The sequence below is a fragment of the Streptomyces griseoloalbus genome (assembly GCA_014650015.1).
GTDB lineage: Bacteria > Actinomycetota > Actinomycetes > Streptomycetales > Streptomycetaceae > Streptomyces > Streptomyces griseoloalbus.
In genome coordinates, this window is record BMUD01000034.1 from 1 (window position 1) to 25,776 (window position 25,776).

Sequence of the window (25,776 nt, forward strand, 5' to 3'; positions counted from 1 at the left end):
CTGACGGCTGGTCAGGGCAATTACGCCGCGGCGAATGTGTTCCTGGACGCGTTGGCGGCGCGTCGGCGGGCGGAGGGTCTGCCGGCGACGTCGATGGGGTACGGGTTCTGGGATGTGGGTGCGGGGCTCGGCCAGTACCTGGGCGAGGTGGACCGTCGGCGGATGGCGTCGCAGGGTCTGCCGGTGCTCTCCCACGAGGCCGGGCTGGAGCTGTTCGCGGCCGGACTCGACTGCCGTGAGGCGACGGTCGTTCCGCTGCGGGTCGACACCGCCGCCCTGCGCACCCGCACCGACGAAGTCCCCGCCCTCCTGCGCGCCCTCGCCCCGGCCACACGCCGCGCCGCCGCTGCCGCGACCGCCGGAGCGGCAGGGGAGGAGCCCCCCGCCCAGCGGCTGGCGGCCCTCCCGGCCGCCGAACGGCACCGCACCGTGCTGCGGTTGGTGCGCTCGCAGGTGGCGGCCGTGCTGGGACATGGTTCGGCCGAGGCGATCGGACCCGACCGGGCTTTCCAGGAGCTGGGCTTCGACTCGCTCGCCGCGACCGAACTGCGCAACCAGCTCAACAACCTCACCGGACTCCGACTCCCCGCGACCCTGGTCTTCGACCACCCCAACGCCCTCGCCGTCACCGAGTTCGTGGAGGCCGAACTGGCCGCCGCGTACCCGGCGTCCGGCGATGACGCGGACGGCGACGCCGGAGAGGACGGCATCCGCCGCGCACTGCGGTCGATCCCGACCAGGCGCCTGCGGGACGCCGGTCTGATGGACGTCCTCCTCGAACTCGCCGACGACGACGGAGCGTCGGCGCACGCGGAGGCCGTCGCAGACGGGGAGGAGTACGACACCGACCCGGACGACGACACGGACGGCACCGCCGACGCCGTCCCGGACGCCCAGGACGTCCCCCTCCCCGAGCCCTCCAAGGCCCCCGCGGCCCCCGACGCCCTGCGCGCCGCACGCGCGGAGACCGCGCGGCTGCGCCGGGACAACAGGCGGCTCACCGCCGCCCAGCACGAGCCGATCGCCATCGTCGGCATGGCCTGCCGCTACCCGGGCGGAGTGACCTCCCCCGAGGAGCTGTGGCGGCTGGTCACGGACGGCGCGGACGCCATCACCCCGTTCCCCGAGGACCGGGGATGGGACCTGTCGATGCTGCGTGACCCGGAGGCCAAGCACCCCGACGGCTACTACGCACGCGAGGGCGGCTTCCTCGACGGGGCGGCCGACTTCGACCCCGGGTTCTTCGGCATCTCGCCCCGCGAGGCCCTCGCGATGGACCCGCAGCAGCGGCTCGCGCTGGAGCTGTCCTGGGAGGCGCTGGAGCGCGCGGGCATCGACCCCGCCTCGCTCAAGGGCAGCCGCACCGGTGTCTTCGCCGGCGTGATGTACCACGACTACCCCGGCAGCGACGGCAACGGCAGCGTCGTCACCGGCCGCATCTCCTACAAGCTCGGCCTGGAGGGCCCGGCGGTCTCCGTCGACACCGCCTGCTCGTCCTCCCTGGTCGCGCTGCACCTCGCGGTGCAGGCGCTGCGGCAGGGCGACTGCTCGCTCGCCGTCACCGGCGGTGTCACCGTGCTCGCCACACCCGGTGTGTTCGTCGAGTTCGGCCGGCAGGGCGGGCTCGCACCCGACGGACGGTGCAAGTCGTTCGCCGCGGCGGCCGACGGCACCGGCTTCTCCGAAGGCGCGGGCTTCCTGGTCGTCGAGCGGCTGTCCGACGCACTGCGCAACGGGCACGAGGTGCTGGCCGTGGTCCGGGGCTCCGCCGTCAACCAGGACGGCGCCAGCAACGGGCTCACCGCCCCCAACGGGCCCTCCCAGCGCCGCGTGATCCGGCAGGCCCTCGCCAACGCGCGGCTCGCCGCCGACCAGATCGACGCGGTCGAGGCGCACGGCACGGGCACCACGCTCGGCGACCCGATCGAGGCCCAGGCGCTGCTCGCCACCTACGGCCAGGACCGGCCCGAGGAGCGCCCCCTGTGGCTCGGCTCGGTGAAGTCCAACATCGGCCACACGCAGGCCGCCGCCGGCGTCGCGGGCGTCATCAAAATGGTGATGGCGATGCGGCACGGTGTGCTGCCCGCCACCCTCAACGTGGACGCGCCCAGCGACCAGGTCGACTGGACCACCGGCTCCGTCGCGCTGCTGACCGAGCAGCGGGAATGGACCGGCACCGGCCGCCCGCGCCGCGCCGGTGTCTCCTCCTTCGGCATCAGCGGAACCAACGCCCACGTCATCGTCGAGCAGGCACCCGCCGCCGCGCCCACGGCCCCCGCCGTCCCCGGTGAGGCGCCCGCCGCGGTCGTACCGTGGCTGCTGTCGGCGCGCGACCAGGACGCCCTGCGCGCCCAGGCCGAACGCCTGCTGGCGCACGTCGAGGAGGCCGGTGCGGACGCGCCGCGCCCCCTCGACGTCGCCTACTCGCTGGCGACCACCCGCGCGGCGTTCGAACACCGCGTCGCGGTCGTCGGCGCGGACCGCGACGGGCTGCTGGCCGCCCTGGGCGCGGTCGCACGCGGCGAGGAGCCGGCCACCACGGCCCGCGAGGGACTGCTCGCCGTCCTCTTCCCCGGCCAGGGCTCGCAGCGGCTCGGCATGGGACGCGACCTGTACGAGCGGTTCCCGGTGTTCGCCGAGGCCTTCGACGCGGCCTGCGCCGGGCTGGACGAGCACCTGGAACGGCCCCTGCGCGACGTCGTCTGGGGCGACGACGAGGACGCCCTGAACGGCACCGCCTACACCCAGGCCGCCCTCTTCGCCCTCGGAACGGCGCTGTACCGGCTCGCCGAGTCGTTCGGTGTCGTCCCCGAATACGTGGCGGGACACTCCATCGGAGAGATCACCGCGGCCCATGTCGCCGGGGTCTTCACCCTGGAGGAGGCCTGCGCGCTGGTCGCCGCCCGCGGCAGCCTGATGCAGGCGCTGCCCGCCGGCGGTGCCATGGCGGCGGTCCAGGCCACCGAGGCCGAGGTGCTGCCCCACCTCACCGACGGCGTCGGCGTCGCGGCCGTCAACGGCCCGGCCTCCGTCGTGGTGTCCGGCGCCGGGGCGGACGTCGAGAAGGTGACCGCGGTCTTCCGCGAGCAGGGCCGCCGTACCACCGCCCTGCGGGTGTCGCACGCCTTCCACTCCCCGCTGATGGAACCGATGCTGGAGGACTTCCGCGCCGTGCTGGAGCGTCTGTCGCCCCGGCCGCCCGCCCTGCCCGTGGTCTCCAACCTCACCGGGGCCCTCGCCACCGCGGAGGAACTGTGCTCCGCCGACTACTGGGTACGGCACGTCCGCGAGGCCGTGCGCTTCTCCGACGGGGTGAACACCCTGCACGAGCAGGGCGTCACCACGTTCCTCGAGCTCGGACCCGACGGTGTCGCCTCCGCCATGGCCCGCGAGACCCTGCCCGACACCGCCGTGACCGTCGCCGCCCAGCGGCGCACCACCCCCGGCGAGACCGCCCTGGTCGACGCCCTCGCCCGGCTCCACGGACACGGCGTGCCCGTCGACTGGCCCCGGTTCTTCGCCGGTCTCGGCGCCCGCCGGGTCGCCCTGCCCACGTACGCCTTCCAGCGGCGCCGCTTCTGGCCCACGGAGATGCACATGGGCGCCGGGGCGGAAGCCGCCGGACTGACGCCCGCCGACCACCCGCTGCTCGGCGGGGCCGTGGAACTCGCCGGATCCGACGGCCACCTGTTCACCGGACGGCTGTCGGTCGGCACCCACGGCTGGCTCGCCGACCACGTCGTCATGGGCGCCGTCCTCGTCCCCGGCACCGCCCTGCTGGAGCTGGCGGTGCACGCCGGCACCTCCCTGGGCTGCGCGCTGGTGGAGGAACTCACCCTCGCCGCACCGCTGGTCCTGCCCGCCCGGGGCACGGTCCAGCTCCAGGTCGGCGTCGGCGCCCCCGACGACACGGGCCGCCGCCCGCTCGGCATCCACTCCCGGCCCGCCGACGACCCCGCCGCCACCTGGACGACCCACGCCGAGGGCGTCCTCGCGACCGGTCCCGCGGCCTCGGCCGCCACGGACTTCGACGCGTCCGTCTGGCCGCCCGAGAAGGCCGAACCGCTCGACACGGAAGGCCTGTACGAGCGCTTCGAGGACGCCGGGTTCGTCTACGGACCGGTGTTCCAGGGACTGCGGGCCGCCTGGCGGCGCGACGGCGAGGTATTCGCCGAGGTCGCCCTGCCCGACGGCACCGACGGCGAGGCGTACGGCCTGCACCCGGCGCTGTTCGACGCCGCCCTGCACGCCACCGCGCTGGCCGGCACGGCCGCCGACGGTGACGCGCCGCAGGGCGGCGACTCACCGCAGGGCGGCGGGACGTCACAGGGCGGCGGGGTCCCGTTCGCCTGGAACGGCGTGTCCCTGCACGCCGTCGGCGCGTCCGCCGTCCGCATCCGGCTCTCCCGCGCCGACGACGGCACCCTCGCGATCGCCGTCGCCGACACCGCCGGCGCACCCGTGGCCACCGTCGACTCCCTGGTCACCCGCCCCATCTCGGCGGAACAGCTCGGGGCTGGGACGGGCGCCGAACGGGACTCCCTGTTCGCCCTGGACTGGATCCCGGCACCGGAGCAGGAAGCCACAAGGGCTCCGAACGCCGCCGGCACGCAGGCCGTACGGGTCGCCCTGATCGGCGGCCCGGACGACGGCGCCCTCGACGCGGCCGTCCGCGCCGCCGGAGCCGCCGCCGACCGGTACGCGGACCTGACGGCACTGGCCGACGCGGCGGCCGACGGCCCGGTACCGCCGGTCGTCCTCCTGCCCGTCCACACCGGCACCGGACCGGCCGGCGCCGCCCCGGCCGACATGGCGGGCGCCGCGCACACCGCGACCACCCGGGTCCTCGGAACGCTCGGCACCTGGCTCGCCGACGAGAGGTTCACCGCCTCCCGCCTGGTCGTCGTCACCCGGGGCGCGACCGACGGCACCGACCCGGCCGCCGCCGCCGTATGGGGCCTCACGCGCGCGGCCCAGGCGGAACACCCCGGCCGGTTCACCCTGCTCGACCTGGAGGACACCGACGCGGGCACGGACCTTCCGCCCGCCGTCCTCGCACCCGCCTCCGACGAGCCGCAGCTCGCGGTCCGCGAGGGCCGGGTGCTCGTGCCCCGGCTGGTCCGGGCCACCACGCCCGACCAGCGGGGCACGGCCGACTGGGACCCCGAGGGAACCGTCCTCGTCACCGGAGGGACCGGCGGCCTCGGCGCCGCCGTCGCCCGCCACCTGGTGACCGAGCACGGCGCGCGGAGCCTGCTGCTGGTCAGCCGGCGCGGCCCCGCCGCCGACGGCGCCGCCGAACTCGCCGCCGCGCTCGAGGCGGAGGGAGCCCGCGTCACCGTCGCCGCCTGCGACGTGACCGACCGCGCCGCGGTCGGCCGGCTGCTCGCCGAGGTGCCCGCCGACCGGCCGCTGCGCGCCGTGATCCACGCGGCGGGCGTCCTGGACGACGGCATGATCGACACCCTCACGCCCGAACGGCTCGCCGCCGTCCTGCGGCCCAAGGCGGACGCCGCCTGGCACCTGCACGAGGCCACCCGCGGTCTTCCGCTCGACGCCTTCGTGCTGTTCTCCTCCGTCGCCGGCACGCTCGGCAACGCCGGCCAGGCCAACTACGCGGCCGGCAACGCCTTCCTGGACGCCCTCGCCCGGCACCGCCGCGACCAGGGCCTGCCCGCCCTGTCCCTCGGCTGGGGCCCCTGGACCCGGGGCAGCGGCATGACCGGCGAACTCGGTGAGGCCGACATCGCCCGGATGACCAGGGCGGGCATGCCGCCGATGGAGCCGGAGCAGGGGCTGGCCCTGTTCGACACCCTTCGCACCGCCGACGCCGGGGCCGCGGTCCTGCCCGTACGGCTGGACCTCGGTGCCCTGCGGTCCCTCGGCGAGATCCCGCCGCTGTTCCGCTCGCTGATCCGGGTGGCGTCCCGCCGCGCGGCCCCGGCGGCGGGAACGGCGGCCGCTGGGGACCTCACCCAGCGGCTGTCCGGACTCACGCCGGCGGAAGGCCGCGAGGCACTGCTGGAACTGGTACGAGGTCAGATCGCCACCGTCCTCGGTCACGTGGACCTGGCCGACGTCGAACCGACCCGTCCCTTCCAGGACCTCGGCTTCGACTCGCTGACCTCCGTCGAACTGCGCAACCGGCTCGGCGCGCTCACCGGCACCCGCCTGCCCGCCACCCTCCTGTTCGACTACCCCACGCCCAGCGAACTCGTCGCCCACCTGTACGCGCGCGTCGCACCGGCACCGGCCGACGGGCCGGAGGCGGTCCTGGCCGAACTGGACCGGCTGGAGAAGAGCATCACGGGCATCGAAGTGGGTGCCGAACTCTTCGAACAGGTCGCGGGCCGCCTGGAGGTGCTGCGCAGCAAGTGGCAGTCGCTGCGCACGGAGGCGTCCGCCGCGTCCGCGGAGGAGGACGACGCGTTCGACTTCGACTCCGCGACGGACGAGGAGGTCTTCGACATGCTCGACAACGAACTCGGCCTCTCCTAGCCACGGTGCCGGGCCGGGACGATCCCCGGCCCGGCCCGCCATCCCCAGGGCCCGGACCGGCCTTCACGACGGCCATCACCGTCGTGAAGGCCGGTCCGGGCTTTTTGCCATACGGGCAGTGCGCGTCGTGCCCGGCCGTGCGCGTCGTGCCCGGCCGTGTTAAGTGCGCCGACGGCGGCCGGAGTCGTGGCAGCGGCTACGGCGGCGCCCGGTCGGGGACGGTGAGGACGGACCCGCCGTTGAGTGCGGGCCGGAACCGCGGCGGGGAGGCGGCACCGCTTGCGCCCGATCACCCCGGGACCCGGGCCGGCAGGGGAACGAAAAAAGGGTGGGCGACCCGTTTCCGGGTTCCCGGCTGCCCGCCCTGGAGGCGGTCCGGGCAGGCATCCCATTCGCTGACCAGCGACTCTTCCCCCACCCCGGCACCCGCCACCGCCTGTTTCAAGCCGAGCGGTGACCGAAACAGGCAGCGCACCCGAAGCGTCCAGCCACCCCGGCCACGGACAGGGCGGCGGACACCTCCCACGGGACTCCCGCCGTTCCGGCCCCTCGGAGGCACCCCTCCGCGCCCAGAACGCCGCCCCGGCGCGCCCGTGCGGCCCTCGGACGGCGCCCGCAGCGGTGCTCATGCCCGTTCCCGTGCCGATGCCGGCCCCGTACTCGGGCGGACGCGCGGCGGCGGTGCCCCCATCCGTGCCGATGCCGTGCCCGTACCGGCGCCGGACGACACACGCGCCCGCACCCGTGCCCGTACCGGCGCCGGACGACACACGCGCCCGCCCCGCCCCCGGCTCCGCGCACGAAAAAGGCCCGCAGGTGCCTGTAGGCACCTGCGGGCCGGGTCCCGCGCCCCGGGGGGAGGAAGCGGCGCGGGGTCAGAGGGGCCGGCGGAAGCCGGCCAGGGCGGCGAACACGCCCGCCGCGCTGATGACCCCGCCGATGACCAGCGCCGGAATCGCGTGGTCCAGGCCCGGCACGTCCAGCGCCAGGGCGCGGGTCGCGTCGATGGCGTACGTCAGCGGGTTCACCTGCGCCACGGCCGCCAGCCAGCCGGGCAGGTCGGCGACCGGCACGTACGCGCTCGACGCGAACATCAGCGGGAAGATCACGATCAGGGCGAGGTTCTGCAGGGGCTCCGCGCGCCGCAGCCACGCGCCGGCCGCGATGAAGGCCCAGCCCAGGGCGAAGCTGAGGAAGAGCGTGAGCCCGGCGGACAGGGCGAGTTCGGCGACGCCTCCGTTGGGGGAGTAGCCCAGGACCGTCATCGCCAGCACCATGATCACGAGGATCTGCACGGCGCTGCGCACCAGCCCCACCAGACTGCGCGCCACCAGCAGCGCCCCGGGGTGCACCGGCAGCGAACGCAGCCTGGCGACCACGCCGTTGCGCAGGTCCTCCACCAGGCCCACCCCGGACTGCATCGCCGACTGCGCGGCGTTGTCCACCAGGACGGCGGGGAGCACGAAGTCGAGGTAGCTCACGCCCTCCGGGAAGTGCGGGGGCATGCCCATCTTGCTGAACACCTGGGTCAGCACGAACAGGATGACGACCGGCTGGATCAGACCGAACAGCACGATGCCCGGGTCGGTCACCATCGCCCGCAGCGACCGCCCGGTGAGCACCCGCACCTGGCCGACGAACGAACTCCCGCCGAAGTCGGGCGCCTCGAGTGCGACGGCCACGGGCGCGGCCGGGCGCGGTGCGGGAGTGAGATGCGTGGTCACAAGGTCCTCCACAGAGGGCGTCGGCCGACGGTCACGCCGGGGTCCTGGCGTGCTGCTCGGCGAGGGTCAGGTACACGTCGTCCAGGGTCGGTTCGCCGAACGTCAGCTCGGTGGCCTCGACGCTCGCCTGGTCCAGCGTGCGGATGACGTCCGCGATCTCCCGGGTGGTGTCGATCGGGACGACGAGACTGCGGGTGCCGTCCTCGCCGCCGACCGGCGCGAACCCGGCGCCGCGCAGCGCGGCCCCCGCCCGCGCGGGCGCGTCGTCGCCGTCCAGCGTCAGCGTGACGGTGCGCCGGCCGACGGTGGCCTTGAGCTCGTCGGCGGTGCCCGAGGCGACCACCTTGCCGGCCGAGAGCACCGTGATGGAGTCGGCGAGCCGGTCGGCCTCCTCCAGGTACTGCGTGGTCAGCAGGACCGTGGCCCCCTGCTGGACCAGGCCCTCGACGATCTCCCACAGCTTCAGGCGGCTGGACGGGTCCAGGCCGGTGGTGGGTTCGTCGAGGAAGATCACCCGCGGGCCGCCGACCAGCGACACGGCCAGGTCGAGCCGGCGGCGCAGGCCGCCCGAGTAGCCGCTCGCGCGCCGGTCGGCGACCGTGGTCAGCTCGAACAGCTCCAGCAGGTCGTCGGCCCGGGAACGCGCGGCCCGTCGGCCCGCACCCAGCAGCCGGGCGATCAGCACGAGGTTGTCCCGTCCGCTCAACTGCGTGTCCACCGACGCGAACTGGCCGGTGAGGCCGATGCGGCGGCGGATCTCGAAGGGCTCGCGGGTCACGTCGTACCCGGCGACCCGGGCCCGTCCCGACGACAGCGGCAGCGAGGTGGTCAGGATGTTGACGAGGGTGGTCTTGCCTGCCCCGTTGTGGCCGAGGAGAGCCAGGACCGTGCCCCGGCGGGCGCTGACACTGACCGAGTCCAGGGCGTGGACCGATCCGAACGACTTGCTGACGCCTTCCGCCACGATCATCTGATCGCCGCCGGGGCCGGAGTCCGGGCCGGATCCGGCCCCCGCTCCGGACTGGGTGCTGGGGGGCATGACGAGCCCGCTCATGAGGTGATCTCCCGCTGGTGGGTGTGCGCTGGGTGGAGGGCCGGCCGGGCGGCCGGCCCGTGGAGTCCGCCGGGCGACGGAGGTGGGGACGTGGGAACACGCCGGTCGGGCGCCTACCGGCCGCCGCCCGGGGCGTCCGTGCCGTCCACCCCGTCCATGAGGCCGAACAGGTCCTCGTCGGTGCCGCCGGCCCCGGCCGCGGGACCGGACGGCCCCGCGTGCGAGCTGTCCGGCCCCGCCCCGTCCATGAGGCGGAACAACTCCTCGTCCGTGGCGTCCGCCAGGTCCAGAGGGCCCGCGGCCGGTTCCGCGCCGCCGGCGCGGGCCGGGGCCCAGCGCGTGGCCAGCGTCCGCAGCCGGCCCGCCGTCCCGGAGTCGAGGTCGGCGCCCGAGGTGAGCAGCGCCTCCAACTCGTCGACCAGACAGGACGCGTCACGGACACGGACCGGCCCGGACCGCCGGAGCGTGTCGCACACCAGCCGGGCCACCGCGGCGGCGGAGGGATGGTCGAAGACCAGGGTCGACGGCAGCCGGACCCCGGTGACGGCGGCGAGCCGGTTGCGCAGTTCGACGGCGGTGACGGAGGTGACGCCCAGTTCGGTGAAGGCCCGGCCGTCATCCGCGTCCGGCGGCAGTTCCCCGCCGACCACGGCCGCCAGCTCGCCGCGCACCAGGTCCGTCACCAGCGCCTCGGCCTCCGCGTCCGTCAGGCCGGCCAGCCGCCCGGCCAGCGCGGGCGCCGCGTCCGCGGCCCCGGTCGTCTCCGGGCTCGCCACGGCCACCGTGCCGGCCGGCACCGAGGCCAGCCAGTACGCCTCGTGCTGGAACGCGTACGTGGGCAGGGAAACCGTCCGCGCGTCCGGCAGCACCGCCGGCCAGTCCACCGGCAGACCGTGCGCGTGCAGCCGCACGGCGGCGGCGAGCAGGGCCCCCACCTCGTCGTCCCCGCCCCGCAGCAGCGGCTCCACCACCGGCCCGTTCCCCGGCTCCCGCCGCCCGAGGTGCTCCGCCAGGCACTCGTCCACCATGGGCGTGAGCGCCGCCTCGGGGCCCAGTTCGACGTAGACGCCGGTCCGCGCGTCGGCGAGGTGGACGACCGCGTCCGCGAACCGGACCGCCTCCCGCGCGTGCCGCACCCAGTGGTCCGGGTCGGCGGCCTCCGCGGCGGTGAGCGGGCGGCCGGTGACGCCGGAGACCAGCGGCACCTCCGGCGCGGCGAAGGACAGCGACGCCACGGTCTGCCGGAACTCGGCGAGCACCGGGTCCATCAGGGGCGAGTGGAAGGCGTGACTGACCACCAGACGGCGCGTCTTGTACCCGGCGGCGGTCAGCTCGCCCGTCAGGTCGGCCAGCGCAGCCTCCGCGCCGGACAGCACCACCGAGCGCGGACCGTTCACCGCGGCGACGGCGACGTGCTCCTCGCGCCCGACGAGCCACGGCAGCACCTCGGCCTCGGAACAGCCGACCGCGACCATCGCCCCGCCCGGCGGCAGCGACTGCATCAGCCGGCCGCGCGCCGCGACCAGCGCGCACGCGTCCGGCAGACCCAGTACGCCCGCCACGTGCGCGGCGGCGATCTCGCCCACCGAGTGGCCCACCAGCCGGGCAGGCGTCACACCCCAGGAGCCGAGCAGCCGGTACAGGGCCACCTGGAAGGCGAACAGGGCGGGCTGCGCGCAGCCCGTGCCGTGCAGCAGCCCCGCCTCCGCGCTGTCCGGGGCCGCCCACATCACCGACGTCAACGGCCGCTCGAGCAGCGGGTCGAGCTCCGCGCACACCTCGCGCAGCGCGGCGTCGAACACCGGGAACGCGGCGGCGAGCGCGCGGCCCATGCCGGGACGCTGACTGCCCTGACCGGTGAACACGAACGCGGTCTGGGCCGGACCGCCGCCCGCGCGCCGGCCGGTCACCCCGGCGACGCCGTCCCGGGCGAACCCGGCCGCCGCCGCGGTGAGCGCGTCCCGCCCCGCCCCGGAGAGCACCGCCGTACGGGCGTGCACGGAGCGGGTGGTGAGCAGCGAGTACGCGATGTCGCGGGCCGGCACCTCCGGGTGGGCCTCGGCATACGCGGCCAGCCGGCGCGCCTGGCCCCGCAGAGCCGCCGCGTCCCGGGCCGACACCAGCCACGGCACGGCGGGCCCCTCGGCGTCCTGTTCCCGCGCGGCCGGTGCGGCCCCGGAACCGGCCGGGGCCTCTTCCAGTACGAGATGGGCATTGGTGCCGCTGATGCCGAACGACGAGACGGCCGCCCGCCGCGGCCCGCCCTCCCCGGCCGGCCACGCGCGAGCCTCGTTCAGCAGCCGGACGGTCCCGGCCGACCAGTCCACCCGGGAGTTGGGGGTGTCGGCGTGCAGCGTGCGCGGCAGCACGCCGTGCCGAAGCGCCAGCACCATCTTGATCACCCCGGTCACGCCCGCCGCCGCCTGGGTGTGTCCCAGGTTCGACTTGACCGAGCCCAGCCACAGCGGGCGTCCCTCGGGACGCTCCCGTCCGTAGGTGTCGAGCAGCGCCTGCGCCTCGATCGGGTCGCCCAGCGCCGTACCGGTGCCGTGCCCCTCCACCGCGTCGACGTCCGCCGCCGTGAGCCCCGCGTCGGCCAGCGCGCGGCGGATCACCCTGCGCTGGGCGGGGCCGTTGGGCGCGGTCGGACCGTTGGAGGCGCCGTCCTGGTTGACCGCCGAGCCGCGGATCACCGCGAGCACCGGATGCCCGTTGCGGCGCGCGTCCGACAGCCGCTCCAGGAGCAGCAGACCGGCGCCCTCCGACCAGGCGGCCCCGTCCGCGCCCTCGCCGAAGGACTTGCAGCGGCCGTCCGGGGACAGGCCCCGCAGCCGGGAGAAACCGACGAACGGCGCCGGCGTGGCCATCACCGCCACCCCTCCGGCGAGCGCCAGCTCCGACTCCCCGGACCGCAGCGACCGGCACGCCAGGTGCAGCGCCACCAGCGACGAGGAGCAGGCCGTGTCCACCGTCAGCGCCGGGCCGTCCAAGCCGAGTGTGTACGAGATCCGCCCGGACAGCGCGCCGGCGGAGGTACCCACCGGCAGCAGCCCCTCCAGTTCCCCGGACGGGTCGGTCGCCCCCGTCGCGTAGTCGTGGTACATCGCGCCGGTGAACACGCCGGTACGGCTGCCGCGCAGCGACAGCGGATCGATGTGGGCCCGCTCCACGGCCTCCCAGGCGGTCTCCAGCAGCAGCCGCTGCTGCGGATCGGTGGCGAGCGCCTCCCGCGCCGACATGCCGAAGAACCCCGCGTCGAAGTGGGCGGCGTCGCGCAGGAATCCGCCCTCACGGGCGTAGGTGGTGCCCGGGTGCTCCGGATCGTCGTCGAAGAGGGTGTCCAGGTCCCAGCCGCGGTCGGTGGGGAACCCGCAAACGGCGTCGCCGCCCTCGCTCAGCAGCGCCCACAGCGCCTCCGGGGAGGCGGTGCCGCCGGGCAGCCGGCAGGCCATGCCCACGATCGCCACGGGCTCGTCATGGAGTTCCGGGCCGGAAACCGGCTCCTCCTCCTGGCGGTTCAGCCCGGCCAGCTCCCGGGCCAGCGCCGCCGGGGTCGGGAAGTCGAAGGCCACCGCGGCCGGCAGCGGCAGGCCCGTGGCCTCGGCGAGCGCGTTGCGCAGCCGCACCGACGCCACCGAGTCCAGGCCGTGCGCGCGGAAGGTGACGTCCGGTCCGATGGGACCCGCCTCGTCCGCGCCCCGCGCGCCGAGCACCTCGGCGACCGCCGCCACGACCAGGTCGAGGGCGGTGCCGGGGTCCGGGCGGGGCGCGTCGTCGGGAACCTGCTCCGGCCGCGCGGCGGCGTCGGCCAGGATTTGCTCCAGCGCCCGCCGGTTGATCTTCCCGGCGGGGGTGCGCGGCAGGGCCGACAGCACCACCAGCTCCAGCGGGATCTTGTACTCGGCGACGCCGCGCTCCCGCAGGAACGCCGTCACCTCCGCGAGACCGACCGTGCCCGCAGGCGCGTCCCCGTCCCCCGGGCCCGCCGCGGAACCGGACGGGCGTGCGGTCACCACGAGGCAGGGGTACTCCCCGAGCCGCGGGTCGGGCTTGGCGACCACGGCCAGCGGACCGATGTCCGGCAGGTCCGCCAGCAGCCCCTGGATCTCCACGGCGTTGAACTTGCGACCGCCCACGTTGATGAGTTCGGCGGAGCGGCCGTGGAACACCACGAGGCCGTCCTCGCCGATCGAGGCGAGGTCACCGGTGCGCAGCCAGCCGTCCTCCGACACCACCGACCGGGTCAGCTCCGGCTCCCCGTAGTAGCCGCGGAACATGCTGGGACTGCGGTAGAACAGCTCCCCGGCCTCGCCCGGGGCGCACGGCGTGCCGTCCTCGCCGAGGACGCGCATCCGCGCGCCGCGGACCGGCCGCCCCACGCTGTGCGCGGCGACCTCCGGCGGGTCCCCGGCCAGACTGCTGGTGCCGTTCCCGGCCTCCGACATGCCCCACACCACGACCAGCGCGGTGTCCAGCGTCTCGCGCACGTCCCGCACCAGGGCGGCGGGCAGGGCGGCGCCGGCGGTGAGCACCCGCTCCGGGCGGAATCCGGCGCCCCCTGCCGACTCACGGGCCCGCGCCACCACGTCGTGCAGCTGCGCCGGCACGGCCACCACCACGCTCGGCCGCGCCGAACGCGCCAGCTCCAGGAACCGGTCCACGTCCCAGGAGCGCAGCAGCACCTGCCGTCCGGCACGGAACAGCGCCGAATACAGCGACTGCAGGCCGAAACAGTGGGTCAGCGGGCACGCCGTGATCAGGGTGCCGGCGTACGCCCCGGCGCTGTCCTCGGTGGCGGCACGGGAGTTGGTGAGCAGCGAGTCGTGGGTGTGCAGGCAGATCTTGGGCCGCGCGGACGTCGTACCGGACGAGGGGAACAGCAGGAACGGCGCGTCCGGCCGCACCTCCACCGGCCGGGGCCGCTCACCCGCCCAGCGGTCCAGCAGGCCCCGCACCGACTCGGTGCCCTCGGCCGGTCCGCCGCCGGTCACCAGGACGGTGCGCAGCGACGGCAGCGACTCCCGCAGCGCCGCCGCGGCCAGCGGTCCGTCCGGCTCCTGGGTGTCGGCCGGCAGCGCGAGCACCGCCGGACCGACCCGCTCCAGCAGGGCGCGTACGTCGGCGGGGGCGTTGCCCTGGTGTACGGGCAGGGTGACCGCCCCGACCGACGCCGCCGCCAGGTGCAGTGAGACGTACTCCCAGCAGTTGGGCAGGTGCAGGGCGACCACGTCGCCGGGCCGGACGCCGGACTCCTGGAGCGCGCGGGCCAGCGCGTCCACGTCGTCCCGCATCTCCCGCCAGGTGCGTTCGCGGTCCCCGTCCACCAGGGCCACCGCGTCACCCCCGGCCCGCACGGCGTCGGCGAGAACCGCGGGCAGGGTGAGACCGTCCAGCTCGCCCTCGCGGGCACCGGGCGGCTGGATCACGTAGTCGTCAGCGTGGACGGGCACCATCACTCCCGGGAGGTCGAGCGTTTCCGGCGAACGGGGAACGCTCTCAGGCTGTTGCCCAACGCCCCGGGTTTTCCCTAGACATGGGCCGCCGCAGGCATGCGGGGGCGCGGAAGGGGGGACGGCCGCCCGCCCCGCTCACGGCCGCCCGCCCCGCCTACGGGCCCGCCGGCGTCACGTCGGACACGGACTCGCCGGCCAGCTCCTCGCGCCCCGGGAACGCGGCGCCGAGCAGCCGCAGCAGCGGCGCGGCCTTCACCGCCGTCTCCTCGAACTCCGCCGCCGGGTCGGACAGCGCGATGACGGCGCCGCCGACGCCGTAGCGCAGCCGGTTCCCGCTGAGCACCACCGTGCGGATGACGATGCTCAGATCCACCGCGCCGGTCAGCGAGAAGTAGCCGATGGCGCCGGAGTACACGCCGCGCGGGCCGCCCTCCAGCCGGTCGATGATCTGCATGGTGCGGATCTTCGGGGCGCCGGTCATCGAACCGCCGGGGAACGCGGCGCGCACGGCGGCGACCGGGCTGAGACCGGGGCGCAGCCGCGCCCGCACCGTGCTCACCAGCTGGTGCACCGTCGCGTACGTCTCCACCTGGAACACCGGGTCGGCGACGACCGAGCCGACCTGCGCGCACCGGCCGAGGTCGTGCCGGACCAGGTCGACGATCATCAGGTTCTCGGCGCGGTCCTTCTCGTTGGCCGCGAGGTCCCGGGCGAGCCGCTCGTCCTCCCGCGGATCGGCGCCGCGCGGCCGGGTGCCCTTGATGGGCTTGGACTCCATCACGCCGTGCCGGTCGATGCGCAGGAACCGCTCGGGCGAGGTGCTCAGCACGGCCATCGGCCCGAAGTGCAGGAACGCCGCGAACGGCGCCCGGCTCACCCGGCGCAGACAGCGGTACGCCTGCCAGGGGTCGAGGTCGGTGTCCGCCTCGGCCATGTTGGTCAGGCACACCTCGTACGTCTCGCCGGCCGCGATCTCCTGCTGGCATACGTCGATCAGCTTGAGGTAGGCGTCGCGGTCGTGGCGCAGCACGACCGGGCCGGTACCCCCGGCCGCGGGTGCCTCGTAGGGCTCGGGTTCCCGGCCCGCGAGGGTCTCCAGGGTGCCGGCGGCCGACGCCAGCCAGGACCGGGCCGGCTCCTCGTCGCCGTCCTCGGCCAGCGCCAGCAGATAGGTGGTGTCGGTGCGGTGGTCGAGCACCAGGGCGCGGTCGGCGAAGACCAGGACGGCATCCGGGTCGGGGGAGCGGTGCGCCGCGTCGCCGTCGCACTCGGCCTTCAGCTCGTAGCCCAGGCAGCCGACCCAGCCCAGCGCGAAGTCGAAGGGGAGGTCCGGGACCTCGGTGCTCAGCCCGGCGAGGTCCCGCTCCAGCCAGGCGAGGAAGGGCGACTGCTCGACGCGCGTGGTGCCGCCCTCGGTGACGGTCACGGTGCCGGCCTCCACGTCCGCCGAGGCGACGCGGGCCAGCGGGCCGGACGCGTCCCCCATCACGGACAGCTGCCCCAGACGTCCGCCCGGGCGGCTGCTGTCCAGCCAGTACGGGTGGTCGCCGGTGCGGAACAGCCGGTCGAAGGCGACCTCCGCGTCCCAGCGGGTGCGCAGCCGCTCGGCGACCACCCGCAGCCGGCGCGGTGATCCGCCGCCCGCCGCACCGGCGGCCGTGGCGGGGTCCGGTGCCACCGCCGCGGCGGTGTCGGCCTCCGGGGACCGCCGCCGCGCGGGGACGCCCGCCGTGACGGCCGGCCGGGGCCCGCCGGCCCGGCCGTGCTCCTCGGTGAGCCGGCGGAAGTTCTCCAGCAGCCGGTGCCCCTCCTGGGTGCCGATGGACTCCGGGTGGAACTGCACGCCCCACAGCGGGAGCGTCCGGTGACGCAGGCCCATCAGCACCCCGTCCGCCGACCACGCCGTGGCCTCCAGCTCCGGCGGCAGGTCCGTCACGGCCAGGGAGTGGTAGCGCACCACCTCCAGCGGCCGCGGCAGCCCCTCGAACAGTCCGGTGCCGTCGTGCCGCACGGCGGAGACCCTGCCGTGTCGCGGCTCGGGGGCCCGGCCCACCGACGCCCCGTGGGCCAGCGCCATGCCCTGGTGGCCCAGGCACACCCCGAGCACGGGCAGCCGGCCCTCCTCGGCGATGCCCGCGCACAGCCCGAAGTCGGCGGGCCGGTGCGGTGTGCCCGGACCGGGGGAGAGCACCACGTTGTCGAAGGAGTCGAGGAGGCCCGGCCGCCACGCCGGGTCGTCGTTGCGGATCACCTCCGGTTCGCGCCCGTTGACCCGGGACAGGTAGTGGAACAGGTTGTAGGTGAACGAGTCGTAGTTGTCGACGAGCAGTGTGCGCATGAGCGTTTCCTTGTCCAGGAGGCGCGTGAGCGGAAAGTGACGGGGAACGTGACGGACGCGGGTGGCGGTCCGGCCGTGTGCGGGCTCTCCGGTGGTGGGTCGACCACGACTCCTGCGCCTGCCCGGGCGGCGCCGTCCGGCGGCACCGCCCGGGCGGACGTCAGGACGCCGGAGCGGACCGTGCCAGGTCGAGGGTGTCGGCGATCTCGCCGTTGACCGCCGTCAGGTGCTGGGTGAGGAAGAAGTGGCCGCCGGTGAACACCCGCAGCCGGAACGGGCCTTCGGTGTGGTCCTGCCAGCGCTCGGCCTCCTCGACCGTGGTGAGCGGGTCGCCGTCGCCGGTGAGCACGGTGACCCCGCAGCGCACCTTGCGGTCCGGCGGGCAGGAGTACGTCTCGATGGCGCGGTAGTCGCCGCGCAGCGCCGGCAGGGCCATGCGCAGGATCTCCTCGTCGCCGAGGACGCCCGCCGCGGTGCCGTTCAGCCGCTTCATCTCGGCGACGATGCCGTCGTCGTCGCGCAGGTGCACCTCCTCGGCCCGCGTGGTCGACGGGCCGCGCCGGCCGGAGGCGATGACGGTGAGCGGTCCGGCGTCCTTCTGCTCCAGCCGCCACGCCGTCTCGAACGCCAGCGCCGCGCCCATGCTGTGCCCGAAGAACACGCTGGGCCGGTCGTCCAGCGCCAGCAGCTGCTCGGTGACCAGGTCGGCGAGCCGGCCGAGGTCCTCCACGCAGGGTTCCCTGCGCCGGTCCTGGCGGCCGGGGTACTGCAGCGACAGGACCTCGGCGGCCGGGGCGAACCGAGCCGAGACCGGGTGGTAGAAGCTGGCCGAACCGCCCGCGTGCGGGAAGCAGACCAGCCGTACCGCGTCGGCGTCGGCCGGGTGGTAGCGCCGCAGCCACAGGGCCCCGGTGTCGTCAGCGGTGGTCACGGTGTGAGTCCCTTCGGTGATGCTGCGGCCGGCGGTGCTCCGCCGGCCGGGCGGGTCCGCGAAGGTCCGGGACGGGCGCGCCTCCCGCGCCGGACCGCCACGGGCCCCTGTGTCCCCGGCGGGGTGTCCGGCCCCTCTGGGATCCGGACGCCGCGCCGCGGAATCCGCGGCCGGGCCGGCGCTGACGCCCCGTCCCGCCGCGGAAGTCCTTTCCGTCCACCGTCCCGGGAAGCCCGTCCGGCCGTACCGGGACGGCGCGGGCGGCCTTCGTGGGACGGCGCGGGCGGCCTTCGTGGACGGTCAGTCCTCGTGGACGGTGACCGAGCCCGACGGGCACAGGTCGCCCGCGGCCCGGACGCCCTCCGCGTCCGCCTCCCGCGGCTCCCGTGCCAGCAGGACGACGATCCCGTCCTCGTCCTGGTCGAAGACCTCCGGCGCGTTCAGTGCGCACTGGCCCGCTCCGACGCACCGCTCGCTGTCGACGGTGACGCGCATGCTCGTTGCTCCTTGGGGGATGGTGACTGGAACGTGGGTGTCCGGGCGGGGGCCGGGCCGGCGGGGTGCCGGGTGCCGCCGGGACCGTCCGGCGGCACCCGGGTGCCGGTGGCCTACCAGCGCACCGGCAGCTCGTGGAGTCCGAACAGGATCCCGTCGTACTTGAAGGCCAGCTCGTCCGTCGGGACGGCCAGCTCCAGCGTCGGGATGCGCTCGAACAGCTTGCGGTAGGCGATCTCCATCTCGACCCGCACCAGGTTCTGGCCGAGGCACTGGTGGACGCCGTACCCGAACGCCACGTGGCGGCGCTCGGAACGCTCCGGGTTGAAGGCGTGCGGGCAGCCGAACACCTCGGTGTCGTGGTTGGCGGCGGCCAGCAGCGGCACGATGCCCTCGCCCTTGCGGATGAGCTGACCGGCGATCTCCACGTCCTCCACCGCGACCCGCAGCGCCACCATGTCGGCCACCGAGTGCAGCCGCAGCAGCTCCTCCACCAGCCGCTCGTTGCCGATCCACTGCGGGTTGCCGAGCAGGGTCACCACACCGAGGCCGATGTTGTTGGCGGTGGTCTCGTGGCCCGCGATCAGCAGGAGCAGCAGCACCCCCGACAGTTCGACGGCGGTGAGCTGCCCGGTGGCCAGCAGGCGGCTGATCAGGTCGTCGCCGGGCCACTTCTCCTTGATGGCGATCAGCCGGTTGATGTAGCGCAGCAACTCCCGGGTGGCGGTGGCCCGTTCCTCGTCGGTGGAGGTGCGGATGGCGACCAGGGTGCGGGTGCGCGACTCGAAGAAGTCACGGTCCGCCGGCGGCACACCCAGCAGCGAGGAGATCACCAGGGACGGCACCGGCAGCGCGAAGTCGCTGATGAGGTCGGCGTGGTCGCCCGCGGCGAGCATCGCGTCGATGCGCTCGTCCACGGTGCGCTCGATCGCCGGCCGCAGCTCCCGGACGCGCCGCACGGTGAACTCCGGGATGAGCACCTTGCGGAACCGGTCGTGCTCGGGCGAGTCCAGGCCGACGAACCAGCCCGGGATCTGGTCCTGCTTGGGCACGCCCATCGTCTCGCCGACGTTGGGGAAGCCCTCGTTGTCCGGGTTGGCGCTGATCTTGGGATGGGTGAGCACCGCGCGCACGTCCTCGTGCCGGGTCACCAGCCAGATCGGCACCCCGTTCGGCAGGTGGGACAGCACCAGACCGTTCTGCTCGCGGTGGCTCGCGTACTGGGACAGGGGCAGCGGTTCCTCCGGCGTGCGCCGGGGGAAGCCGACCACCGTGGGGTCGGTGCTGGTCGTCATGTCCGTTCCTTCTTCCTCTTCCTGAGGTTTCCAGGGGCGCCGCGCGAAACCGCGGTCGGGTCCCGGCGGTTCAGCCCGCGGAGTAGAACTCCCGGACGGCGCCGGTGATGTACTCCTGGTCGGCGGCGGTCAGTCCGGTGTGGGTGGGCAGGTACAGGCCGTCCTCGCTGAAGCGGTGCGCGTTCAGGGACGGCCACACCGGGTCGAGGTAACCGGGCTGCCTGCTCATCGGTTTGAAGAACAACCGCGTCTCGACGCCCCGTTCGGCGAGATGGGCGCGGAGTTCCTCGCGGCGCTCCGCGCGGATGTCGTACATCCACAGCACGTCCCGCGGCGGCATGAGGGTCACACCGGGGACGTCCCCCAGTCCCGCGTCGTAGCGGGCCTCGATCTCGCGGCGGGCGGCCAGGATCTCGTCCAGCCGCTCCACCTGCGCCAGCGCCACGGCCGCCTGCATGGCCGTCATACGGAAGTTGTAGGCCAGCTTCTTGTGCAGGAAACTGTGGTCACGGGTGAACGCCATGGCCCGCAGATGCGCGAGCTGCTCGGCCAGCCGCGGGTCGTCGGTGAGGCAGATGCCGCCCTCGCCCGCCGTGATGATCTTGTTGGCGAAGAGCGAGAAGCACGCGATGTCCCCGACCGGCCGCACCCCGTGCGCCTCCGCCGAGTCCTCGACCACCCGCAGGTTGTACTGGTGCGCGAGATCCATCACCGCGTCCATGTCGCAGCGGCGCCCGTAGACGTGCACCGGCATCAGCGCCTTGGTACGCGCAGTGATCTTCTCCTCGATCAGGGAGACATCGATGTTCAGGTCGTCGCCGCAGTCCACGAAGACGGGCGTCGCCCCGGTGTACGTGACCGCCCACGCGGAGGCCACCATGGTGAACTCCGGCACGATCACCTCGTCGCCCGGCCCGATGCCCAGCGCGCGCAGCGCCAGGGTCAGCGCGGCCGTGCCGGAGGAGCAGGCGACGCCGTGCGCCACACCGTTCCACTCGGCGAACGCCTCCTCGAAGCGCCGCACATAGGGGCCCTGCGAGGAGATCCAGCCGCCGCTGACGGCGTCGGTGACGTACTCCAGTTCACGCCCGCCCAGAGTGGGCCGGGAAACGGGTTGGGTGAAAGACATGCGTCCTCGCTGCGATGGTGCGTGCGATAACCGGAAGGGAAAGGCGGGCCGGCGGACGGCCGGGCGTCATGGCCGCGGCAGCAGGCCCAGGATCAGGTCGGCCGCCGTCTTGCGCCCGCCGGCCGCCCGCTGCAGCGCGCCGAGGCGCTCCGCCCGCTCGCGGAAGGAGGGGTCCTCGACGACCCGGGTGAGCTTGTCGACGACGTCGTCCGGGTCGACGGTCTCCGGCCGGTCCAGCGTCAGGCTGAAGCCGAAGTCACGGCCGCGCACCGCCTGGTCGAAGCAGTCCACCCACAGGGGCCGCACCACCTGCGGCTTACCGAAGTACACGCCCTCGTGGTAGGCGTTGCCGCCGCCGTGCGAGAAGAACACCGACACCTTCGGGTGGGCCAGCACGTCCAGCTGGGACGGCACCCAGCTCTCCACCCGCAGGTTGTCCGGCAGCGAGGCGGCCGGCGGCAGCAGGTGCTGCTGCTCCTTCGGCAGCTTCCACAGGAACTGGTGCCGGTCCTGCATCCGGCGGGCCACCTCCACCAGCGCCGCGACCTCCTCACGGGTCAGCCGGGTGATGGTGCCGAAGCCCATGTAGATCACCGACGACTGCCGGTCCAGCCAGCCGCCGAGGTCCTCGTCGTCCGGGCACTCCGGCAGCGGCGGCAGCAGGGCGCCCACCAGCCGCAGCTTCTCCGGCACGTCGAAGGGGTAGTCCAGCTCCGGGATCGAGGAGCACAGCACCATCTCGGCCGCGTCCACCCGGGTCAGGGCGTTCGGCGGGGCGATGCCCAGCTCCTTGCGGATCGCGGCGTCCTCCTTGAGCACCTTGCCCATCGACGGATGCAGGAACATGAAAAGCGTCCGCCACTTGAACAGCGTGTTGGTGAGCCGTTGCCGGAACGTCATCTCCAGCGGCAGGCCGGAGTTGGGGACGGGGAAGTCCTTCGGGGTGTACGACGCGCCGAACGGGTTGTGCGAGGTCAGCACGTTGCTCGGGACGAAGGGCACCGACAGCACGTAGGGGATCCCGTGCGTGAGCGCCAGGTCGACGCCGAAGCCGCTCACGCAGTCGATCACCATCAGCGCCGGCCGGACCTCCTCGACCACCTTCGCCAGGGCACGGTACTTGCGCGCCTGGAGCGCCGGCTTGTACGACTGCCGGACCACGGCGCGGTGCGCCTTGAACCGGGACGACTGGGTGACCTCCCGGTACACGGCGTCGTCCCAGGTGACCGCCGACAGCTCGGACACCACCTCGCCCAGCGAGGCGAACGACACCGGGGAGCCGGCGGACAGCGCCTCGACGTCCTCGCGCCGGTGCTCGTCGGTGGCGAACCACAGGTCGGGCACACCACGCCGGGCCAGTTCGCCGGCCAGCACCAGCAGCGGGTTGAGCAGCCCGCTCTCGGGGAGACCGACGAAGAGGATCGGCCGTGCGGCGGATTCCATGAGGGCCCTTTCACCTTCACCAAATGACTGCCGAAGTCACCGGCCGCCCGCGGGCACGGCCGGCGGGCAGGACGGAGTTGTCCGTGTGCGGCCCGTCGGCCGGGCCCGATTCGGGCGGAGCCGACCGCACCACACCTTGATCTCACGGGCGGAACCGGGAAATCCTTAGACTTCGCCCGCGGAGGGGGACCGGGCGGGAAAGCGCCGGTGCGGCACCGTACGGGGAACTGATGTTCCCTGTACGGTGGGCGCACCGTGCGGTCCCGTATACAGCGACGACGGAGGATGCCAACGGCATTCCGTCCGGCCCCAGCACGACGCAAGGGAGATCACGTGACCAACCGGGAACGGGCCGCAGGCCCGTCCCTTCCCCTGGTCGGCCGTTCGGCCCACCTCGGGACGCTCGCCGCCCGGGCCGCAGCGGCCCGGGCCGGGCAGCACCAGATGATCGTCCTCGACGGGCCGGCGGGGGTCGGCAAGACCTCGCTGCTCAGGGCCGCGCTCGAGCACGGCGGTCCCTTCGACGGAATGACCGTGCTGTACGGAGCCTGCCGCGCGGTCGACTCGGGCATCGGCTACAGCGGTGTCCGCGGCCTGTTCGGACAGCTCAACCTCACCTCGCGCAGGGGACGTTCCGCCGCCCTGCTGCGCGGCAGCGCCCGCCACGCCCTGCCCGCGCTCGCCCCCGATCCGGCCGGCGCGGACAGCACCCCCACAGCCACCTACCCGGTCCTCAACGGCCTGTACTGGCTCGCCGCCAACCTCATGGCGGAACGCCCCCTGGTGCTGGCCCTCGACGACGCACACCGGTGCGACGAACGCTCCCTGCGCTGGCTGGACTTCCTCCTGCGCCGCGCCGACGGCATGCCACTGCTCGTCGTCCTCGCCCAGCGCACCGACTCCGGCGCCGGGCCCGCCCTGAGCGACCTGGTGGCCCACCACCGGCCCCACAGCCTGCCGCTGGCCGCCCTGCCGGCCGAGGACGTCGGGGAACTCGCCCGTCGTGCCTTCCCCGGCCACACGCCGCGGCCCTCCTTCGTCGACGCCCTCACCGACGTGACCGGCGGCAACCCCCTGGAACTGCACCGGCTCCTGCACCGACTGCGCCTCGCCGGAGTCGACCCCGACGACCACGGCGCCCGGCGGGTCACCGAACTCGGCGGACGGGTCGTCGCCTCCACCGTGCACGAGATCCTGGACGGCCGGCCCGAGCAGGTCCGTGAGATGGCCCGGGCCCTCGCCGTGCTCGGTCCGGAGCGGACCGAACACCTCGCCGCCCTCGCCGGGGTGTCCGTGGTACAGGCCGAGGAGGCCGTCGACATCCTGCGGCGGGCAGCCCTCGTCCAGCCCGACCGGAACGAGCTGGTGCACGACATGGTGCGCGCGGCGGTCCTGTCCACGGTCGCCCCCGCGGCCCTCGCCGCACTGCGCACCCGGGCCGCCCAGCTGCTCAGCGACGTCGGACGGTCCCCCGAGCAGATCGCCGGCCAGCTGCTGCTCCTGCCCCGGGCGAACCAGCCGTGGATGACCGCCGTACTCCTGGACGCCGCCGCGCAGGCGGAGCAGCGGGGCGCCCCCGAGGCCGCCGTCCGCTACCTGGAACGCGTCGTGCGGGCCCGGCCGAACGCGCCGGAGGTCCGGACGCGGCTCGCCGCGGTCCTCTCCGAGACCGATCCCGCCCGCTCCCTGACCCTGCTGCGCGAGGCCATGGACCTCGCGGGTGACGTGCGCACCCGGGCGACGGTCGCGGTCCGCTTCGGACTGACCTGCCTGCGCGTCCAGCGGTCCCCCGAGGGCGCCCGCGTGCTCACCGAGGTGCTGGACGCCCTCACCGACGAGCTCGGCACCGACCCCGAACCCGCCGACCGCGAACTCCTCACCCTGGTCGAATCGGCCCTGCTGATCGTCGGCGCCGACGAGAAGTCCACCCTGCCCGCGGTGCGCGAGCGGGCCGCCCGGCTCACCACGCCGCCGGGGGACACGCCCGCCCAGCGCCAGCAGCTCGCCATGCTCACCGTGCTCACCGCCATGGACGGCCGCTCCGCCGCCGAGTCGGTCCGCCAGGCCCGGCGCGCCCTGCGCTCACCGGACGTACCGCTCGGCGCGTGGTCCCTGCTGCCCGCGTCCCTCGCGCTCTCCCTCGCCGACGAGACCGATGAGGCGCTCGACGCCCTGGACACCGTGCTGCGCGACAGCCGGCGCACCGCGGCCGTGTGGACCTGCGTTCTCGCGCTCGCCACCCGCGCCTTCGTCCACCTCGACCAGGGCGGCATCCCCCAGGCGATGGCGGACGCCCAGACCGCCGTCGACCTCTGCGAGGGGGAGGAGTGGGGAGAGGGCGCCGCCACGCCGCAGACCGCCCTGGCGCTCGCCCTGACCGAACGAGGCGAGCCCGGGCGCGCCGAAGCGGTGCTCGACACCGTCAAGAGGCCGCGCATCGAGGAGTTCGCCTGGGAGTACCACTGGTACCTCATGGCCAGGGCGCGGGCCCGCCGCGCGCTCGGCGACACCGAGAGCGCTCTCGACATCCTGCGCGCCTGCGGTGACTCCCTCGCCGGGGCCGGACTGGCCAACCCGGTCCTCGCCCCCTGGTGGCTGGACGCGGCCTGCCTCCTGGCGGAGTCCGGCCGCTTCGACGAGGCCCGGCGGGCGGCGGACCACGGCGCCGTGCTGGCCGAACGCTGGGGCACCGCCCGCGCGTTGGGCTACGCCGCCCTCGCCCGCGGCGCCGCCACGCCCGGCCCGGCCGGAACCGCCCTGCTCAAGGAGGCGGTGTCCCGGCTGGCGGACTCGCCGGCCCGAGCCGACCACGCCCGAGCGCTGCTGATGCTGGGCCGGGCGGTGCTGGCCGGCGGCGCGGCGCGCGAGGCCCGCGAACACCTGCGTGACGCGGTGGCCGTCGCCCTGCGCTGCGGCTGCGTGGCGCTCGCCCGGCAGGCCCGGGAGGAGCTGGTCGGGGCCGGCGGACGCATGCGCGAGATCACCGTGTCACCGCTGGACATGCTGACCGGCACGGAACGCACGGTGGCCGCCCTCGTCGCCTCGGGGGTGAGCAACCGGGAGGCCGCGGAGGCGCTGTTCGTCACCGTGCGCACGGTCGAACTCCACCTCACGAGCGTCTACCGCAAGCTCGGTGTCACCCGCCGGGCCGACCTGGCGGGCGCCCTGGACGCCGGCACCGCCCAGCCCGGCCCCGACGTCCCGCCCGGCCCGGGCGCCTCGTCCGGACCCGGCCCCTCGTCCGCTACGGCCGGACTGCCGGGCATCGGTTCCTCCGGTACGACGACTCCACCCGGCCAGGAGGCTCCTTTGGGGCCCGGCTCGCCACCCGGCCCCGCCGCCCCGCCCGGATACGGTTCACCGCCCGGACCCGGTTCACCGGGCCGGCCCGCCGGATCCGAACCGGCCGGGTGAGC

The 25,776-nt window shown here is 74.9% G+C and carries 11 protein-coding genes; 2 read left to right on the forward strand and 9 right to left on the reverse strand.

All coding sequences use genetic code 11. The features are described 5' to 3' along the window. Positions 1-6,498: type I polyketide synthase (locus IE178_RS32860; RefSeq protein WP_193514785.1), on the forward strand; the 6,498-nt coding region annotated here is incomplete at its 5' end. 875 nt (positions 6,499-7,373) lie between these two features. Here the strand turns inward: IE178_RS32860 and IE178_RS32865 are convergent. The 9 genes from IE178_RS32865 to IE178_RS32905 form a co-directional block, all read right to left on the reverse strand. Next, positions 7,374-8,222, reverse strand: a complete 849-nt coding sequence (locus tag IE178_RS32865) for an ABC transporter permease (RefSeq protein ID WP_229875912.1) — start codon at positions 8,220-8,222, stop codon at positions 7,374-7,376. Positions 8,223-8,253: 31 nt separating this feature from the next. Further along, positions 8,254-9,276, reverse strand: coding sequence for an ATP-binding cassette domain-containing protein (locus tag IE178_RS32870; protein WP_438874434.1), 1,023 nt, complete (start codon positions 9,274-9,276; stop codon positions 8,254-8,256). Between the two features lie 113 nt (positions 9,277-9,389). Next, a complete protein-coding gene (locus IE178_RS32875) occupies positions 9,390-14,729 on the reverse strand; it encodes a type I polyketide synthase (RefSeq protein ID WP_193514786.1) in 5,340 nt (1,779 codons plus the stop codon). A 154-nt stretch (positions 14,730-14,883) separates the two neighbouring features. Continuing rightward, positions 14,884-17,067: an aminodeoxychorismate synthase component I gene (gene pabB, locus IE178_RS32880; protein WP_193514787.1), complete on the reverse strand. Its 2,184-nt coding sequence runs from the start codon at positions 17,065-17,067 to the stop codon at positions 14,884-14,886. A 160-nt stretch (positions 17,068-17,227) separates the two neighbouring features. Beyond that, on the reverse strand, positions 17,228-17,998 hold the full coding sequence (locus IE178_RS32885; RefSeq protein ID WP_184764884.1) for a thioesterase II family protein: 771 nt from the start codon (positions 17,996-17,998) through the stop codon (positions 17,228-17,230). Between the two features lie 300 nt (positions 17,999-18,298). After that, positions 18,299-18,493, reverse strand: a complete 195-nt coding sequence (locus IE178_RS32890) for a ferredoxin (protein ID WP_193514788.1) — start codon at positions 18,491-18,493, stop codon at positions 18,299-18,301. Positions 18,494-18,606: 113 nt separating this feature from the next. Then, the gene (locus IE178_RS32895) at positions 18,607-19,788 is read right to left on the reverse strand and encodes a cytochrome P450 (RefSeq protein ID WP_193514789.1); all 1,182 of its coding nucleotides are present in this window, start codon (positions 19,786-19,788) and stop codon (positions 18,607-18,609) included. Positions 19,789-19,858: 70 nt separating this feature from the next. Next, positions 19,859-20,917, reverse strand: a complete 1,059-nt coding sequence (locus IE178_RS32900) for a DegT/DnrJ/EryC1/StrS family aminotransferase (protein WP_184764881.1) — start codon at positions 20,915-20,917, stop codon at positions 19,859-19,861. Between the two features lie 66 nt (positions 20,918-20,983). Beyond that, positions 20,984-22,360 (reverse strand): glycosyltransferase, encoded by a 1,377-nt coding sequence (locus IE178_RS32905; protein WP_193514790.1) that lies wholly within the window; start codon positions 22,358-22,360, stop codon positions 20,984-20,986. A 333-nt stretch (positions 22,361-22,693) separates the two neighbouring features. Here IE178_RS32905 and IE178_RS32910 point away from each other — a divergent pair, with 333 nt between their 5' ends. Continuing rightward, complete coding sequence (locus IE178_RS32910; protein ID WP_318280378.1) at positions 22,694-25,774, forward strand: ATP-binding protein; 3,081 nt, start codon at positions 22,694-22,696, stop codon at positions 25,772-25,774. Positions 25,775-25,776: the final 2 nt, after the last annotated feature.